Raw genomic sequence first — 14,295 nt, 5'->3', positions numbered from 1 at the left:
CAGTGCAGGGCGTTGTAGGCGGTCATGAGTGGGGCGACCCGGTCGCGGATGCTCGCCGCCTCCGCCCGGCCCACGCCGAGCCGCTCCGGGCGGTCACCGGCCCCGCCGGCCTGGCTACGCGGCTCCCGTCATGCGGGCGAACACCACCACGTTGCTGTCGTAGTAGTGCTTCTTCGGGTCGAAGTCGCCGCCGCAAGTGACCAGGCGAAGGCCCGCGTGGTCGAGGTTCTTGTAGACCTCCAGCGTGGGGAATTCGGCCTTCGGGTACTCGGCGACCCGGTCCACCGTGAACGTGACCGTCTTGTTGTCCCGCCTCGTCACCTTGATGGTGTCACCGGCCTTCATCGTCTTCAGCTTCTCGAACACGGCGGATGCTCCGTTCCACGTGACATGCCCGGCGATCACGGCCGGTCCCTGGGAGCCGGGGGTCGGCCCCGGCTCGTACCATCCCGCGAGCGCGGGGTCCTTCGGGGTCTGCATGGTGCCGTCCGCGTTCTGCCGCAGCGTCTCCAGGGAGCTGGACAGGCCGAGGGAGGGGATCGTGATCTTCTGCGGCTCCGACCGGGCGAGGGCGGGCTCGGCCCGGCCCGCACCCGTGCCCGTACCGTTCTGCGATCCGTCTGCGGGTGCCTTCCCGGTGGGAGCGGCGTCGGCGGCGGCCGGTGCCCCGCCTTGGAGGGCTTGCCCCTCCGGGGCGGGGGGCTTCACCGCGTTCTGGCCGCCGCACCCCGCGAGGAGCAGCCCGGCGAGGGCGGCGGCCGCCAGGGGGCCTGCGGTCCGCCTGAGGCGGGGCCGTGTGGTGGATGCGGGGGGTGCGCAGAGCGCGGGGGCCCACTTCACGCGCCGCCCCCGGCGATCTCCCCGCGTACGGGGACGGCAGCGGCCCGCTTCCGCGCGACTGCCACCGCACCGGCCACCGCCGCGAGTACGGTGATCGCCGCACCGTCGCGCACCGTCACGGGCACCGCCGCGCGCTGCGGAGAACCGCCTCCGGTCTCGATGCCGCCGACCGGAATGGACCCCACGGCCGCGCCCTTGACCTCCCCGCAGTTGGTCGGAGCCGTGGCCTCCTGGGGCAGCTTCGGGTCGAGCTCGCTCTTGCCGGCGCCCTCGAAGTCGTACTTGTCGTTCTTGTTGCGGTCGATGCCGTGCTGCACGACGTGCAGGTCCTTGATGTGGTCGACCACGTCCTGGCCGACGGCGATCGTCCGCTTGTAGGAGACCTTGCCCTGCTTGTCAGCGACGGGCATGCGCTCCACGGCGAGCCCGCTGGTGGCTTTGGTGTCCCCGGCCGTGGTGAGTGAGATGTTGATGTCGCCGTAGTCATGCGTGGCCTCGGTGTTGCTGAGGACCCCGTCGCCGTCGGTGTCGTCGGTGGCGTCCGGGCAGTGGAAGTCGTGCCCCTTCGTCGAGCCGTGCAGATGCTGGGCCGACGGCTGTCCGGGCACCATGCCCTCGGACTCGATTTGCACGGTGAGTTGGTTGCCTTTGAGGCTGAGCATGACCGTACCGCTGGAGCCGGATTCGTTCAGCTGTGCCAGATCGATCTGGTACGCCTTCCCGCCCTCCGCGAGAGCTGGTCCGGAAAGGCCCAGGGTCAGGAACACGGCGGCGGGTACGGCGGCAAATATCACGAGGCGACCGGTGCGCCTGGCTATCACATTCTTCACATTCGCTCCTGTTCCGTGGATCCCCAGGACGGGAATCGCAGATCGTACGGGGGCTGAAATGAGCTCCTGGAGAGAGGTCTCGCTCCTGCTTCGATGCCCCAACGCCCTTGGGTGAGTGCCTATGAAGAATCTTCAGGCGACTGCCGCGGCCGACAGTCGCCCGCCGGTCATCCAGATGCGGGACATCGCATCGGCCAGGACGGGGAATTGGGCAGCCTCGCAGAGCATTTCCGAGAGCACGAGAATGCCGTGTGCGGTGCACTTCGGATCGCGGTTCCGATGCAGCCGGATGACCGCGTTGCCCAGGGGGCGGCGCCCCAGAGATATCCCCGAACGCCGCACCTCGGCGGCCGTCTCCAAGTCGGAGCGGCCTCCGCCGAACGGCAGGGCTTGCGTTCGGCGGATTCCCGGTGGCGCGACGGAGTCCCGCACATGGCGGACGTACGCCTCCGGCGGGGCCTGCCCGTTCTCGAAGGTGTTGCGGAACCCGACAATGCGAAGGCCCGCGTTCGGTGAGCTGAGCTCGATGTAGAGCTCGATGAACAAGCCCCGCTGCTGGATGCGCACCGGGAGGCAAGGTGTTCCTCCCTCCCTGCGCCCGGCCCTGCTGAAACGGCCCTGAGCCTCATCCGCTCTCGACCGGATGGTTGATGTCAGGAGCCGGTACTCGTCCACCGATGCGTCCGCCGAAGAAAACGACACGGGTTTCAGCATGGCTACCCGCATCAGGTGAAGGAGCCGGAACTCGGACTCCACGGAGGTAATCCGACCGCAATCGGTTCGGTCCTGCTGCACTCACGCACGCACATCCACCGCCTTCGACATCATCCCGATCGTCGACGGGTGGCATCATCCCCGTCGTCCGGTTTCGGTTCGGTCCCGTTCGGTCCCGTCCTTTGTAGTCGCCCTGGCGGCAACCGGGCGAATAGTTGGCCTCTGATGCTAAGAAATCAGCGCGTGATCCCGGTGGGCTGCGCCTGGACGGCTACCGGTGACACGAGTGTCCGGGACGTGACCCGACCCTGCTGGCGGGACGCAATGGGTCGTGAACGAAAGCTGAGCGGGGGAAGCCGCCGCCCGCTGCCCACCGATTCCGTGGCCACGTCCAGGCGCAGCCGTGTGAGGGAGCCGCATACGCAAAGACGCCCGGCCGGAAAGTCCCGGCCGAGCGTTTTCGTGCGTCTGCTACCCGCTGGTGGCTTAGTACCAGTGGTGGGCCTGCCAGAAGTTCCAGGCGCCGACGGGGCTGCCGTAGCGCTCGTTCATGTAGTCCAGGCCCCACTTGATCTGGGTGGCCGGGTTGGTCTTCCAGTCCGCGCCGGCGGAGGCCATCTTCGAGGCCGGCAGGGCCTGGACCAGGCCGTACGCGCCCGAGGAAGCGTTCGTGGCCGTGTGGTTCCAGCCGCTCTCGCGGGAAACGATGTTGTTGAAGGCCGCGAACTGCGCCGGGTCCTTGATCATCTGCTGGGCGATCGCCTTGGCGCTCGTCGGGGCCGCCTGGGCGGGAACCGTGGCGAGCATGGAACCGGCGACACCGAGGGCGAGGACGGTACCGGTGAGGGTCTTCTTGGAAGCGGCGATGCGGCGGATGACGGAGTTGGACACGGATTGACCTTCCGAAGGGGACAAGGGCGGTCGCAGGCATGCCGAAGACATGCGTGAGCCACTCACGCGATGGAGAGGGGTTCGTCGGCGGCGGGTGAAGCACCCGTGCCGCCCGGCGACTCATCCAGTTCTACAGACGCCCCGGGGCCCTGGCAACGACCCCTTCTACTAGGAACCCTCGCAGTAGGGGACTCATGGCCCCGTGCGGGGCCCGGCGGAATCCGTGCAGGTGAGAGCCCGTCCGAGGATGCGATACCGGGCCTGTAGGGACTACTAGCCCGGCTCGTATGTGATGTGGGCCCTATGGGGCGGGTCACCCCAGAAGCGCCCGAATTTCACCGAATGTCACTGCTTGTACCCCTTCGAGAAGCCCGGCCGGATACCGGAACGAGGCAGGAATCGAAGGAAACAGGCGGGTCGAAGGCTGCCTTTCGCGTGGCCGGCTCCAGCACCTGTCAGCCATGTGGCGCCCGGCCCCCTTGGCCCGCCGCCAGCCGGTCGGCGAGCGGCCTGGGCGGCAGCCCGAGGAATGGTGTGCGCGGCCGGGGGCAGGGCGAGCCCTTACGGGGCGCGGGCCCGGTCACCGCGGTCCAAGGGTGCCGGGGGACGTTCAGGCCAGGTGGGTATTCGGCCCCGCGAGCGCTCCGCGTCCACGCTCGTGCGGGGCTGGAGAAGTGAGCGGACGAGGCGCTCGGGTGGTTCGGTGCCCGGCAAGGACCCGGCCCTCCGGGTCGCCGAACGGCGCAGCCGTCCGGAAGTACGCCGACTCGACGAGGCGTTCGCCACGGTCCGGGACCAGCCGGTACGCCCGCCCGGAACCCTGGATGGCGAGTCGGCGCGCCCGGTGGCAGCCTGAAGGAGAAGTCGTAGCAGCGGGAGCGGGCCATGCCACGTGCCGCCCCTGGCGCGCGTGGCGCCTCCACCGCTGGAAACCACTGTTCGTCGCAGGAGGTGGACCTCCTTGAGCAGGCACGCTTCGTTCACGAGAACGGCACGGAGTCTCGCTGTGGCCGGAGTCCTGTCGGCCGCGCTGGTACCCGTATCCGCAGCACCGGCGACGGCCGTCGCGTGCGACGCCGCGGCCGCTGCCCGTGCCCCGAGCAGCAGCAACGACAGCGCCGTGCGGAATGCGGTGGTCTGCCTCATCAACGCCCAGCGCACGCAGAGGGGGTTGTCTGCCCTCACCACGAACCAGGCACTGACAACTGCGGCGCAGCAGCACTCCGCCGCCGCCGTGCAGCTGAAGTGGTGGGGACCGGGCAAGGATTCGCACCGCAACCCGCAGACCGGTTCGACACCGGAAAGCCGGATCAAGGCGGCGGGCTACTGCCCGAACCCCAGGTCATGGGCCGTCGCCGAGATCACGTACACCGGCTGGGGCGGCTCGGGGACCCCGAAGGCCGCGGTCAACTGGTGGATGAACGTCAGCACATGGGGCCACCGCCAGATCATCCTCGACCCGTCGATGCGGGAGATCGGCGCCTGGGCCCAGCCGGGTGCGGCGGACCCTGCGGGGGCCGGCGCGAGCCAGGCCGGAACCTACGTCGTGACCTTCGGACGCTGCCAGCAGTGAACCGGTAGGACCTGTGACCCGGTCCTCTGCTCTCCCAACGCCCGGTAGCGACGAGCCCCGGCGCGGACCGCGGGCAGGCGGAGGAGCAGTTCGGCTGCACCACCCGTGAGTGCGCGTCGTTCGGTCACTGCCGAACCCGGTCAATCGCATGCTCGCGCGCCAACGTCGAGCGGAGGGCCCGGAGAAGTCCACAGATGCCGCCGCACCCCTCGCCGGACCCGGATGCGAGACTGGCCCCGGTCAGCACGGCGACGCGCTGGCTGAGCAGGACGAGCGTGCGGACCGGGCAGGAGGCGCAGTTGAGCATCACCGTCGAGGGGCAGATCGACATATCGGGTCCGGTGGGCAAGCTGCTCCACCGACGGCGGCTGCAGAACACCACGGTGATGCAGTCCTTCGGCATCGACCCCGTCACCAGCGAGGTCTTCGTCCTGCAGGTCGTCGAGGGCAGCCTCACCCTCCCGGGCGAGTCGGGCCCCAAGACCGGCAGGCAGCGGGCGTACGCCGGCGACCTGACCGTGACCCGGCTCAGCCAGGCGGGCACCATCACGGGGCACATGTACCTGCGGGGCTTCGGCCACGGCGTGTCCATGGGCGTCGAGCACCACAACGGTGTGTCGCGGTTGTGGACGGAGACGGCGTCCATCCCCATGGGCAGCAACGTGCCGGAAGAGGAGAAGGAGGGCTACGGCACTGCCGTCACCCACTTCGAGTTCCGCAACGGCGCGGTCATCGACTCCGGTTCCTCACCACTCGCCGTGCCGTACCGGCCGGTGGTCGGTGCCACCAACGTGACCTGCACCATCGACCCCACGACGAACCGGGTGATCGTCCGCTTCAAGAGCGGCACCATGATGTTCGAGGCCTACGACCTGGACAAGGCCAGGGCCGGTGACTGGACGCCGCTGACCCGGATCACCCAGCCGGACGCGAAGGGGGTCTTCCAGGGGTACGCCTCCCTCGGCGGCGTGCTGTACATGCTGGCCGGCCAGGGCTACTCGGACGAGGTCAAGCCGCCCGGCAACACGTACCTGACCGCCGTGGACTTGGCCACTGGCGCCATCCTGGACCAGCAGTTCGTCTCCGCCGCTCCCGGCCTGGAGCTGCGCGAACCCGAGGGAATGGCCGTATCGGTGCAGAACGGGGTGCAGCTTGTGCACTTCGGCTTCGCCGGCGAGGAGCCCGGCCCGCGGACCTGCACCATTCTGTCGCTGTCCGGGGCGCCGGAGGTCGACGGGGTGAAGGTGCTGGCCGATTGGCAGCCGATCCCGCTGGCCAGCGGCGTGTCCGCCGACGTCCGGGCTCCGCAGGGGCGGCTCATCAGCGTCGCGGGGACGACGGTGCTGCAGCTCAGTGGCGGGGTGAAGGGGACCTTCGAGGCGGACACCCGGATCGGTACGCTGCCCGACGCGCTGGCGCCGAGCATGGCGGTCCGGGGCAGTGTGCCGCGCAACAACAGCGGTGGCGTGTGCGCCGCCCGGGTGGAGGCGGACTCCGTGCGGGAGCTCTGGCTCTACGGCGGGCGCTCCACGAACCCCGTGACTTGGGCCCAGTTGGACAACTTCAGCGTGGTCTGGCGCTGACGTCCGCCTCGTCCCCCTTCCCCATCCCCGTCGCCAACCCCTTTCCGCCAAGGCCAAGGAGACCATCCCCCCATGTCCCACAACCGCCGCCGTATCCTCGGTGCCGCGCTCGCCCTGCCCGCCACGCTGGCCACGACGAACCTGGTGGCCGCCACCCCCGCCGTCGCCGCGGGTGGTGTCGAGGCACAGCCGTGGACCGACCTCCTCCTCGAACCGGGTGTCACCGCCCAGACGGGAGCGACTCCGCAGGTCCGGCTGATCACCATCGCCGGTACGGTCTTCCTCCAGGCGCGCGGATCGGTGACCTGCAGCCTCGCCGCCGACACGAAGGTCGCCACCCTGCCGGCCGGGCTTCGTCCCACCGCCCTGGTCCGTGCCACTGCCCCGCGCAACAACAGCCAGGGCATCAATGCCTGCCGTTTCGAGGTCAACACCGCCGGGTCCGTGACCATCTACGGCGGCAACGGCGGAAACCCGATCACCTGGGTCCAGTTCGATTCCGTCCAGACGATCTGGCGCTGAGTGCAGCGAGTGGGGCGGCGTAACCCTGACGGACACGGCCCGCGCCGCCGGCGATAGGGCCGGGGCCGGGCCGTCGCACCTATCATCGCTGTATGGCATGCCGAATCAGCGAACTCGTCATCGACGCGGATGACCCTGGCCGTCTGGCCGCATTTTGGTGCGATGTCCTCGGTTACGTCGAGCTGGCTCGAGAAAGTGACGGCAGCATCGAAATCGGCCCGCCCGGCGTCGGATTCGGCGGAGCGCAGCCAACTCTCGTCTTCAACGCGGGCCGCGACCCCCGGCGCGGGAAGCTCCCGCTGCACATCGATGTCAACGCCACCGACCGCGACCAGGACGCCGAGCTGGCCAGGTTGCTCTCAGTGGGCGCCGTGCCCGTCGACATCGGCCAGACCGGAGAAGAGAGCTGGCACGTCCTGGTCGACCCCGAGGGCAACGAGTTCTGTCTCCTGCGCACTCAGCTGAAGCCCATCTGACGTCCCGCCACATCGCGCAAGGTCCAGCGGAGGGGCGACTCCTCGGCCGGGGTGGGGTTGCCGTTCATCCACGCTCGGCCATCGCGGTCGGGGGGTGACCTTCGGTCATGGCAATCGTTCACCAGCGGTGAGGAAGATGATCACCGGCGCAGCACGGGGTTCGGGCGTCCCGGCGGCAGCGCGAGCGAAACGGTGGACTGCCATGTCAGCTGCGCCATGTGGCTGATCCGCGCCGTCTGGACCGCAGCCGCGGCTCTGCTGCTGATGGGCTGCGCCGGGTCTCCGACCGCACCCCCTGCCATCCCAGCAGGCGAACAGGCCCGGACTGACCTCATCAAGACCGCGCAGCGAGCCCTCGTCACACGCTGCCTCGCAGGGAATGGCCTGACCCTGCCGACCGCACGGGCACGCTTGGAGTCCCCCGAGGACAAGCGGCTGCAGGCCGCCTTGTTCGGCACCGACCCCCGTGAGCTGTCGCTCGAGTTCCCCACCGGGTACACCGTCACCGCCAACACGGACGGCTGCCTCGCCAGCGCGCAGCGCGCCCTGTACGGAGATCAGAAGACCTGGTTCCAGGCCGAGGTGATCGTCAACAACCTGCGTGCGGAAGCCCAGTCCCGGATGACGACCGATCGGGACCACCGGGCCGCAATGGCGCGCTGGACCCACTGCACCGGGCGACCGTCCGGCAGCCGTCCGCAGAAGCAGGACCGGGCCGTCGCCGATCGTTGTCGCCGCGAGAGCGGCCTGGCCGAGATCGAGGCCCGCCTGGAGCCGGCCCTGCTGGCGGAGGTACGCGCCGAGCGACGCGGCCAATTGCGTACCTACGAGCAGCTGCGCTCGGTCGCCTTGCGTCGTGCGCAGAACCTTGCAGGGGCCACCGGGCTCCTGGAAGCCCCGGGCGGAGGACCGACCCGGTGACCGATCCCAAGCAGGCCGAACCGAAAGGGCCGACACCAGATGACCATGCATCGAATCATCACGTCCGCCGCCACGGCGCTCCTCGCCTTGACGGGAGCACTGACGCTCTCCACACCAGTCGGCGCAGCCGACTGCCCGAGCGGGCATTTCTGCGCGTGGGAGCACGCCAACTTCGACGGGCAGCGCGCCAACTGGTCAGGTGATGACGGCTGGTGGGAGAGCTGGATCGCCGACGAGGACTCCTCCTGGGCGAATCACGGCATCTCAGGTCCGGGCGTCAAGGACCACGTCAAGGTGTACTCAAGGGCACATCAGGGCGGGCACATGACCATCTGCCTGTCCCCGGGCCAGGAAGTCGGCCACGACGGGGCAGCGAACGACAACGGCGACTCCCACACGTGGGCGATGAGCTGCTGAGCCAAGCACGTGTCCGCCGCGGAGCCCGGTCCGCGCGTGGGCCCGGGCTCGTGCTGCCGTCCGCGCTGCCCCGTACCCGCAGGCTCGGCAGCGCAGCGGACACGCTGCCGGGCCTCTGCAACACGCCCAGCGCGTAGTCCAGGTCCTCCAACGCGGCCCGCGCGCGACTCCTCGATGCTGCGCAGGGCGGCCAGCGGCGCCACCGGGGCGGCGGAGATCACTTCGCCCGTCGCCTGTTCGAGGGCAGGCTGATCGAGCCCAGGAGGAGGGGCCTCCGGTCGACTGGCCGAAGAGCGGCGTGTCCCTACCCGAGCGCACGCTGGTAACGGAGCTCGGTGAGTGTGGTGTCGCCGTAGACGTCGTCTTGAGAGCCGCCGTCGGGCTGGTAACCAGCGCGCTCGTAGAAACGACGGGCCTGCTGGTTGTCACCGAGAACCCACAGGACCAAGGTCTGGAACCGCTGCTCCTCCATGCGCGAGTGAACCTCGCTGAGGAGAGTACGGCCGACGCCCTGCCCGATGAGGTCGGGACGAACGTAGAAGGCGTAGATTTCACCTGCTCGTCCAGCACCGGGTACCTGGCCCCGGTACGGACCGAAGCTGATCCATCCCACGAGATCGCCCGAGGTGAGGGCGACGAGGTCCGTCGACTGACGAGGCGGCGCGGAGAACCACTGCCTCCGTCGTTCCGCATCGCCCTCGATCGTCATCGCATCCAGGTACGTCTGTGGAACGACCCCGGCATAGGCGGACTGCCAGCCCCGCACCCGGATCGCCGAGACAGCCTCGATATCAGCTTCACGCATCTCCCGCACCTGCAACATCACGCCACCGTAAGGCCCAGGCGTGTCAGCAAGAACTGCTTTACCCACCACGCTGCTTCGACCTCTGCACGCGCGCACTGATCGTGCACAGGGTGTCCAGGTCGGCGGTGGGCGGGCCTTGGTGTCGGCAGCGCCCGCGCCGCGGGACCGCGGAGGATGTCCGCGAGGACGCGGGGCGACGCCAAGCGGATCTTCGTCTACGCCGACTTCGATCCCGACGCCTGCCCGGCCTTCCGTCTGCAGCTCCAGATGGACTGAGCCGGCTGCCGGGGGCGGTCACGCTCGTGCGAGGCGTGGGACGCTCCCGGCGGAGCTTCCGGGCGGAGAGTCCACGTCTGATCGGGCGACCTCAACCCGGTAGGGCCGGAGTGGGTGTGGGTGAGTGTGAGTGGCGAACGGACGGCGGCTGCACGCCGTACCAGCGGCTGTCAGGCCTCGGCGTACGCGACGAGGATCAGTGTGCCCAGAGCCGTGGGCACGTACAGGACGCGGACCCCGGCCTCGCGGTGTTCGCGGACAGACCCGTGCTTCGACAGCACGCCGATCTCCGGGTTCCGGGAGACGGCGACGAGCACCGGATCGAGCCGCGCGCGCTCCACCTCGGACATGCGCTCGATCTGCTCCTGCGCCACGTCGTAGAAGACGACGCGCGCACGTCGCGGGCCGTGCTTGCCCATCAGGCGACGTGTGCGGTGGAAGGGCTGTCGTCCAGCGGGGGTTGCCCGAGGTTCTCCCGCAGGTCCTCCCACGGGGTGATCCGGTCCAGATCGATGCCCTCGCCGGCCAGGCGCTCGAGCACGTACGCGATCTGCGGATCATCGGCCACCAGGTCCCGCGCGTCTGCGCGCAGCGCGTCCTGCTCCGACTCGTCGAAGACGATCCGCATCGGGCCCTCCCGGAATTAGGTGCTGCCCCGAGGCTAGCGCAGGAACCCTCCCGCCCGGGACCGATCGGCCGTCCCCGACCCGGACCGGCGAAGCCCGGCGCACGCAGCCGCGGGCGCGCAATGGGCGCCGGGGCAGGGGCTGTTGCAGGCCCCCACGGGTGTTGCCGGCTACGGGGCTCCGCTACCGCGTCCCTGCCCGAACCACGGCACGCCTGGGCAGTCCCGGTTCTCTGTGCGTGCCACGAATTGCCGTACGGCCCGCCCCTCCCCTGCCCACTTGCAGGGCGTGCGGCCAGGTCACGGGGTCACGGTGGTGGGGTGGTTGCCGAGGGCGGCGGCGAGGAGGGTGCGGAGGTGGTCGGCTTCCGGAATCAGTGTGGCCTCGATCTGGTCGTCGGTGCGGCCGGCCAGGGTGAGTTCCTGGATCCGCCGGAACAGCAGACGGTCCGCTGCGGCGATCAGGGCGGCGGCGGCCCGGGGCGCGATGGCCGGTTCGGGATCCGTGGCGGTGGAGGTCAGCGCTGCGGCGAGTGCTTCCTCCCGCTGATCGTGCAGTTCGCGCAGCCGGGCGGTGAGGGTGGGGCTGTCGGCGACCATGCGGGCGAACGAGGGGCCGGTGAAGCCGACGACGGGGTTGTGCTCCAGCAGGGCGGTGCGGAACGTCCGTCCCAGAGCGGTGAGCGGGTCTTCGCCGGGTCCGCGCTCGGCAACGGTCCGGGCCAGGCCTTCGGTGAACGCCTCGTGATGGTCGAGGGCCAGGTCTTCCTTGCGGGGGAAGTAGTTGGTCACCGTCTTCTTGGCCACGCGGGCGGCGGCGGCGATCTCGGCGATGGTGGTCTGCTCGAAGCCCTGCTCCATGAAGAGCTTGGTCGCGCAGTCGGAGATCAGCTGCCGGGTCTCCCGCTTCTTGGACTCACGGAGCCCCAGTTCGATACGCATGAAGACATCTTACCCTCGTAGCAAAATTACGCTTGACCGATCCGAAGCTCTCTGCGAAAGTTACGTCTGTCGCAAAATTCGTCCGAGTGAACGGATCTGCATGCGCAAGCTCACCTACTACGTCGGCACCACCATCGACGGGTTCATCGCCGCTCCCGACGGCGATTTCGACTTCTTCGACCCGTGCCTCACCGAGGACTACCTCCCGCACTTGATCGGCGAGTACGCGGATACCCTCCCCACGCCGGGCCGCGCCGCCCTCGGCGTTGCGGACGCACCCAACACCCGTTTCGACACGGTGCTCATGGGCCGCGGCACAACGCCGTGGGTCTGAGCGGCGGCCTCACCAGCCCCTACGCCCACCTGCGGCAGATCGTGCTCTCCCGCTCGCTCACGACCAGCCCGGACCCGGCTGTGGAGGTCACGGCGGAGGACCCGGCCACCCTGATGCGCAAGCTCAAGCAGGAGGACGGGCTCGGGATCTGGCTCTGCGGCGGCGCCGACCTGGCGGGCCAACTGCTCCCCGAGATCGACGAGCTGATCGTCAAGCAGTACCCGCTCGTGGCCGGCACCGGCATCCCGCTCTTCCGCGCCGACTTCTCGCCGCGCGCCTTCCGGCTCGCGGACAGCCACGTGTTCGAGGGCGGCAACCTCATCGTCACCTACACGAAGGCCTCCGATTAGAGCAGCACCGCTCGGCGCCCGCGCACACGTTCACCGCCCGCACCCGCCACGCCGGACGAACCCGCCACGCCCGTCCCACAACGCCCTTTTCCGCCATGCCCGAACCTGCCAGGAGATGCCCTGAACGTCACCACCTCCACCCTGTCCCTCACCGTCGCCGACGTGGACGCCTCACGCGAGTTCTTCTGCACCCACCTCGGCTACCAGGTCGCCATGGCCGCCGACGGCTTCGCGTCCTTGACGCGCGGTGACGCCGCCCCCGACATCGTGCTGCTCCGCCGTGGAACCGAGGTGCTCCCACCCGAGCAGCGCGACCGCCAGGCGGGCGGTCTGATCCTCGCTCTCACCGTCACCGGCCTCGACGCCGAGGAGCGGCGCCTGCGCGAAGCCGGCGCTCCGATCACCATGCCGCTGCGCGAAGAGCCCTGGGGCGAGCGGCTGTTCCAGCTGACCGACCCGAACGGAGTCGTCGTCCAGTTCGTCGAGTGGGCCACCCCCGACGGGCCCGCGCAGACCCCGGCGGCCGAGGAGCCGACCATGCACGTGATCACCCCCGCCCCTGAGAACGTCACCGCTTCCCCGAACGCCACCATGACCGCCCTGGCCGCCCCCAGCCGGGGCAGCGCCGAGCTCAGCACCTGGACCGTCGCGATGGAGGCCGGCCAGACCGGCCCCGAGCACTTCATCAGCCGCGAACAGGTCTGGACGGTGACCACCGGAGCCCTTCAGGTCACTTGCGGAGGCCGCACCGAGAAGATCACGGCCGGGCAGACCTTCGTCCTCCCGCCGGACGTGCTCCGCCAGGTCCACGCCCCGCAGGCAGCCGAAGCCCACGTCTCCATGCGCTCGGACGGCGTGGCCTCCGTGCCCGGCACCGAGGGCACCCGCATCCTGCCCTGGGCCCAATGACGGCCTGCCTCAGGCCCCGTCCCGCCCCTCGCAAATCCTCAGGCGGCCGGGACCGGACCGTGCCCCCCGGGGCACGGTCCGGAGCGGGCCGGGCCGTGCCCCGGGCTGTTAGCAGGCGCTGATCGCCCCGCCCGCTATCAGGCCGCGTCGACCCACAGGTCGGTGCGGTGGGCATCGACGAGAGCGCTGATGCGGGTGATTACGTCACTGACCGGCCGCGGGTCGAGTCGGCGTCCGTCGCGCAGACGCAGCGCGACCTGATCGCCGGCGGCCTCCTTGGCGCCGATGACGGCTTGGTAGGGAACCAGGCGGGCCTCCCGGATGCGGGCGCCCAGACTGCCGCGTTCCGGTCCCGCGATCTCGGCACGCAGTCCGAGGCCGGCGCATCGCCGAGCGAGGGCTGCGGCGTTCGGCAGTTCGGTGTCGGAGACCGGAAGGATCACCAGCTGAGTGGGAGCGAGCCAGGCGGGGAAGGCGCCGCCGTGCTGTTCGATGAGATGGGCAACGGCTCGCTCCACACTGCCGATGATGCTGCGGTGGACCACGACCGGCCGATGTTTGGCGCCGTCCGCACCGATGTAATGCAGGTCGAACTGCTCGGGCTGGTGGAAGTCGACCTGGACGGTGGACGGGGTGGACTCCCGGCCGGCGCCGTCGGTGACCTGGACGTCGATCTTGGGGCCGTAGAACGCGGCCTCACCTTCGGCCGCCTCGTAGGGCAGTCCGGAGCGGTCGAGGACGTCGGTCAGCAGGGCGGTGGACCGTTGCCACTTCTCGGGTGCGGCAACGTACTTGCCACCGGAGGCCCGGGAGGGAGAGCCGGTAGCGGGTCGGGGTGATACCGAGCGCCTCGTACGCCTGGCGGATCAGCTCCAGCGCTGCCCGCGCCTCGTCGGCGACCTGGTCCAGGGTGCAGAAGATGTGCGCGTCATTGAGCTGGATGGCCATGTAGTGCGCCCACTGCCCCGAAATCTCGTACAGCTCCCGCTTGCCGAGCACCGGTGAGTAGACGTGCCGGTACCCCGCTCGCCGCTCGGCGGCGCGGATGTACTCCTCCAGGGTGTGCCGTACGGTCGCGCCGTCGGGCAGCCAGTACGGCAGGCCCGCACCGATCAGCGGGTCGGTGTCGAACAGGCCCAGTACGGCCGAGCTTGCGATGGTCATGCATGGCGGTCTCCTCACGGACATCGGGCGAGTGACCGCAAGCCGAAGCCCCGGGGCACTCGCCCCGGGGCTTCGGACTGAGACATCTGTCAGCGCGCCGGGACACTCTCCGGCGTCGTCGTC

General features: G+C 69.8%; 18 protein-coding genes and 1 pseudogene. 9 read left to right on the top strand and 10 right to left on the bottom strand.

The window, feature by feature from the left end:
* Window positions 1-114: 114 nt before the first annotated feature.
* The 4 genes from AB0D48_RS30870 to AB0D48_RS30855 form a co-directional block, all read right to left on the bottom strand.
* Window positions 115-840: a class F sortase gene (locus AB0D48_RS30870; protein WP_362404279.1), complete on the bottom strand. Its 726-nt coding sequence runs from the start codon at window positions 838-840 to the stop codon at window positions 115-117.
* The gene (locus tag AB0D48_RS30865; protein ID WP_362404287.1) at window positions 837-1,661 is read right to left on the bottom strand and encodes a hypothetical protein; all 825 of its coding nucleotides are present in this window, start codon (window positions 1,659-1,661) and stop codon (window positions 837-839) included. The genes AB0D48_RS30870 and AB0D48_RS30865 overlap by 4 nt, the downstream gene beginning before the upstream one ends.
* 141 nt (window positions 1,662-1,802) lie before the next feature.
* On the bottom strand, window positions 1,803-2,237 hold the full coding sequence (locus AB0D48_RS30860; protein ID WP_362404276.1) for a ribosome-inactivating family protein: 435 nt from the start codon (window positions 2,235-2,237) through the stop codon (window positions 1,803-1,805).
* 633 nt (window positions 2,238-2,870) lie between these two features.
* Window positions 2,871-3,326: a transglycosylase SLT domain-containing protein gene (locus AB0D48_RS30855; protein WP_362404273.1), complete on the bottom strand. Its 456-nt coding sequence runs from the start codon at window positions 3,324-3,326 to the stop codon at window positions 2,871-2,873.
* A 955-nt stretch (window positions 3,327-4,281) separates the two neighbouring features.
* Here AB0D48_RS30855 and AB0D48_RS30850 point away from each other — a divergent pair.
* The 4 genes from AB0D48_RS30850 to AB0D48_RS30835 all read left to right on the top strand — a co-directional run bounded on the left by AB0D48_RS30850 (window position 4,282) and on the right by AB0D48_RS30835 (window position 7,429).
* Entirely contained in the window at window positions 4,282-4,848 is a 567-nt protein-coding gene (locus AB0D48_RS30850; protein WP_362404270.1) for a CAP domain-containing protein, read from the top strand.
* Window positions 4,849-5,147: 299 nt separating this feature from the next.
* Complete coding sequence (locus AB0D48_RS30845; protein WP_362404267.1) at window positions 5,148-6,431, top strand: hypothetical protein; 1,284 nt, start codon at window positions 5,148-5,150, stop codon at window positions 6,429-6,431.
* 72 nt (window positions 6,432-6,503) lie between these two features.
* On the top strand, window positions 6,504-6,953 hold the full coding sequence (locus AB0D48_RS30840; RefSeq protein ID WP_362404264.1) for a hypothetical protein: 450 nt from the start codon (window positions 6,504-6,506) through the stop codon (window positions 6,951-6,953).
* Between the two features lie 92 nt (window positions 6,954-7,045).
* The gene (locus AB0D48_RS30835; protein WP_362404261.1) at window positions 7,046-7,429 is read left to right on the top strand and encodes a VOC family protein; all 384 of its coding nucleotides are present in this window, start codon (window positions 7,046-7,048) and stop codon (window positions 7,427-7,429) included.
* Window positions 7,430-7,569: 140 nt separating this feature from the next.
* On the opposite strand, the gene AB0D48_RS30830 is transcribed toward AB0D48_RS30835, so the two are convergent.
* Entirely contained in the window at window positions 7,570-7,731 is a 162-nt protein-coding gene (locus tag AB0D48_RS30830) for a hypothetical protein (protein ID WP_362404257.1), read from the bottom strand.
* A gap of 109 nt (window positions 7,732-7,840) precedes the next feature.
* Here AB0D48_RS30830 and AB0D48_RS30825 point away from each other — a divergent pair, with 109 nt between their 5' ends.
* Together AB0D48_RS30825 and AB0D48_RS30820 are read left to right on the top strand one after the other, a co-directional pair.
* Window positions 7,841-8,350 (top strand): hypothetical protein, encoded by a 510-nt coding sequence (locus AB0D48_RS30825; RefSeq protein ID WP_362404254.1) that lies wholly within the window; start codon window positions 7,841-7,843, stop codon window positions 8,348-8,350.
* 39 nt (window positions 8,351-8,389) lie between these two features.
* Window positions 8,390-8,767, top strand: a complete 378-nt coding sequence (locus AB0D48_RS30820) for a peptidase inhibitor family I36 protein (protein ID WP_362404252.1) — start codon at window positions 8,390-8,392, stop codon at window positions 8,765-8,767.
* Between the two features lie 304 nt (window positions 8,768-9,071).
* Here the strand turns inward: AB0D48_RS30820 and AB0D48_RS30815 are convergent, their stop codons facing one another.
* From AB0D48_RS30815 to AB0D48_RS30800, 4 genes are all read right to left on the bottom strand, one after another.
* Window positions 9,072-9,590, bottom strand: a complete 519-nt coding sequence (locus AB0D48_RS30815; RefSeq protein WP_362404249.1) for a GNAT family N-acetyltransferase — start codon at window positions 9,588-9,590, stop codon at window positions 9,072-9,074.
* A gap of 428 nt (window positions 9,591-10,018) precedes the next feature.
* Window positions 10,019-10,267: a hypothetical protein gene (locus tag AB0D48_RS30810; RefSeq protein ID WP_362404246.1), complete on the bottom strand. Its 249-nt coding sequence runs from the start codon at window positions 10,265-10,267 to the stop codon at window positions 10,019-10,021.
* The gene (locus AB0D48_RS30805; RefSeq protein WP_362404243.1) at window positions 10,267-10,476 is read right to left on the bottom strand and encodes a hypothetical protein; all 210 of its coding nucleotides are present in this window, start codon (window positions 10,474-10,476) and stop codon (window positions 10,267-10,269) included. The genes AB0D48_RS30810 and AB0D48_RS30805 overlap by 1 nt, the downstream gene beginning before the upstream one ends.
* Window positions 10,477-10,773: 297 nt before the next feature.
* Window positions 10,774-11,415: a TetR/AcrR family transcriptional regulator gene (locus AB0D48_RS30800; protein WP_362404240.1), complete on the bottom strand. Its 642-nt coding sequence runs from the start codon at window positions 11,413-11,415 to the stop codon at window positions 10,774-10,776.
* Between the two features lie 100 nt (window positions 11,416-11,515).
* Here AB0D48_RS30800 and AB0D48_RS30795 point away from each other — a divergent pair, with 100 nt between their 5' ends.
* The 3 genes from AB0D48_RS30795 to AB0D48_RS30785 all read left to right on the top strand — a co-directional run bounded on the left by AB0D48_RS30795 (window position 11,516) and on the right by AB0D48_RS30785 (window position 13,008).
* Window positions 11,516-11,749, top strand: coding sequence for a hypothetical protein (locus AB0D48_RS30795; RefSeq protein ID WP_362404237.1), 234 nt, complete (start codon window positions 11,516-11,518; stop codon window positions 11,747-11,749).
* Complete coding sequence (locus tag AB0D48_RS30790; protein ID WP_362404234.1) at window positions 11,740-12,099, top strand: dihydrofolate reductase family protein; 360 nt, start codon at window positions 11,740-11,742, stop codon at window positions 12,097-12,099. The genes AB0D48_RS30795 and AB0D48_RS30790 overlap by 10 nt, the downstream gene beginning before the upstream one ends.
* 105 nt (window positions 12,100-12,204) lie before the next feature.
* Window positions 12,205-13,008, top strand: coding sequence for a VOC family protein (locus tag AB0D48_RS30785; RefSeq protein WP_362404284.1), 804 nt, complete (start codon window positions 12,205-12,207; stop codon window positions 13,006-13,008).
* Between the two features lie 137 nt (window positions 13,009-13,145).
* Here AB0D48_RS30785 and AB0D48_RS30780 read toward each other — a convergent pair.
* A pseudogene (locus AB0D48_RS30780) lies at window positions 13,146-14,176 on the bottom strand (aminoacyl--tRNA ligase-related protein).
* Window positions 14,177-14,295 lie beyond the last annotated feature (119 nt).

Source organism: Streptomyces sp. NPDC048269 (genome assembly GCF_040652395.1).
GTDB lineage: Bacteria > Actinomycetota > Actinomycetes > Streptomycetales > Streptomycetaceae > Streptomyces.
The sequence above is the reverse complement of the archived record's forward strand: the minus strand, read 5'-3'. Positions and strand labels throughout refer to the sequence as shown.

What these genes read in the sequence shown, in the direction of transcription:
- AB0D48_RS30855 (WP_362404273.1), bottom strand. Translation starts at nt 3,326, where the DNA reads ATGTCTTCGGCATGCCTGCGACCGCCCTTGTCCCCTTCGGAAGGTCAA.
- AB0D48_RS30840 (WP_362404264.1), top strand. Translation starts at nt 6,504, where the DNA reads ATGTCCCACAACCGCCGCCGTATCCTCGGTGCCGCGCTCGCCCTGCCC.
- AB0D48_RS30835 (WP_362404261.1), top strand. Translation starts at nt 7,046, where the DNA reads ATGGCATGCCGAATCAGCGAACTCGTCATCGACGCGGATGACCCTGGC.
- AB0D48_RS30830 (WP_362404257.1), bottom strand. Translation starts at nt 7,731, where the DNA reads ATGGCAGGGGGTGCGGTCGGAGACCCGGCGCAGCCCATCAGCAGCAGA.
- AB0D48_RS30820 (WP_362404252.1), top strand. Translation starts at nt 8,390, where the DNA reads ATGACCATGCATCGAATCATCACGTCCGCCGCCACGGCGCTCCTCGCC.
- AB0D48_RS30815 (WP_362404249.1), bottom strand. Translation starts at nt 9,590, where the DNA reads ATGTTGCAGGTGCGGGAGATGCGTGAAGCTGATATCGAGGCTGTCTCG.
- AB0D48_RS30810 (WP_362404246.1), bottom strand. Translation starts at nt 10,267, where the DNA reads ATGGGCAAGCACGGCCCGCGACGTGCGCGCGTCGTCTTCTACGACGTG.
- AB0D48_RS30805 (WP_362404243.1), bottom strand. Translation starts at nt 10,476, where the DNA reads ATGCGGATCGTCTTCGACGAGTCGGAGCAGGACGCGCTGCGCGCAGAC.
- AB0D48_RS30800 (WP_362404240.1), bottom strand. Translation starts at nt 11,415, where the DNA reads ATGCGTATCGAACTGGGGCTCCGTGAGTCCAAGAAGCGGGAGACCCGG.
- AB0D48_RS30795 (WP_362404237.1), top strand. Translation starts at nt 11,516, where the DNA reads ATGCGCAAGCTCACCTACTACGTCGGCACCACCATCGACGGGTTCATC.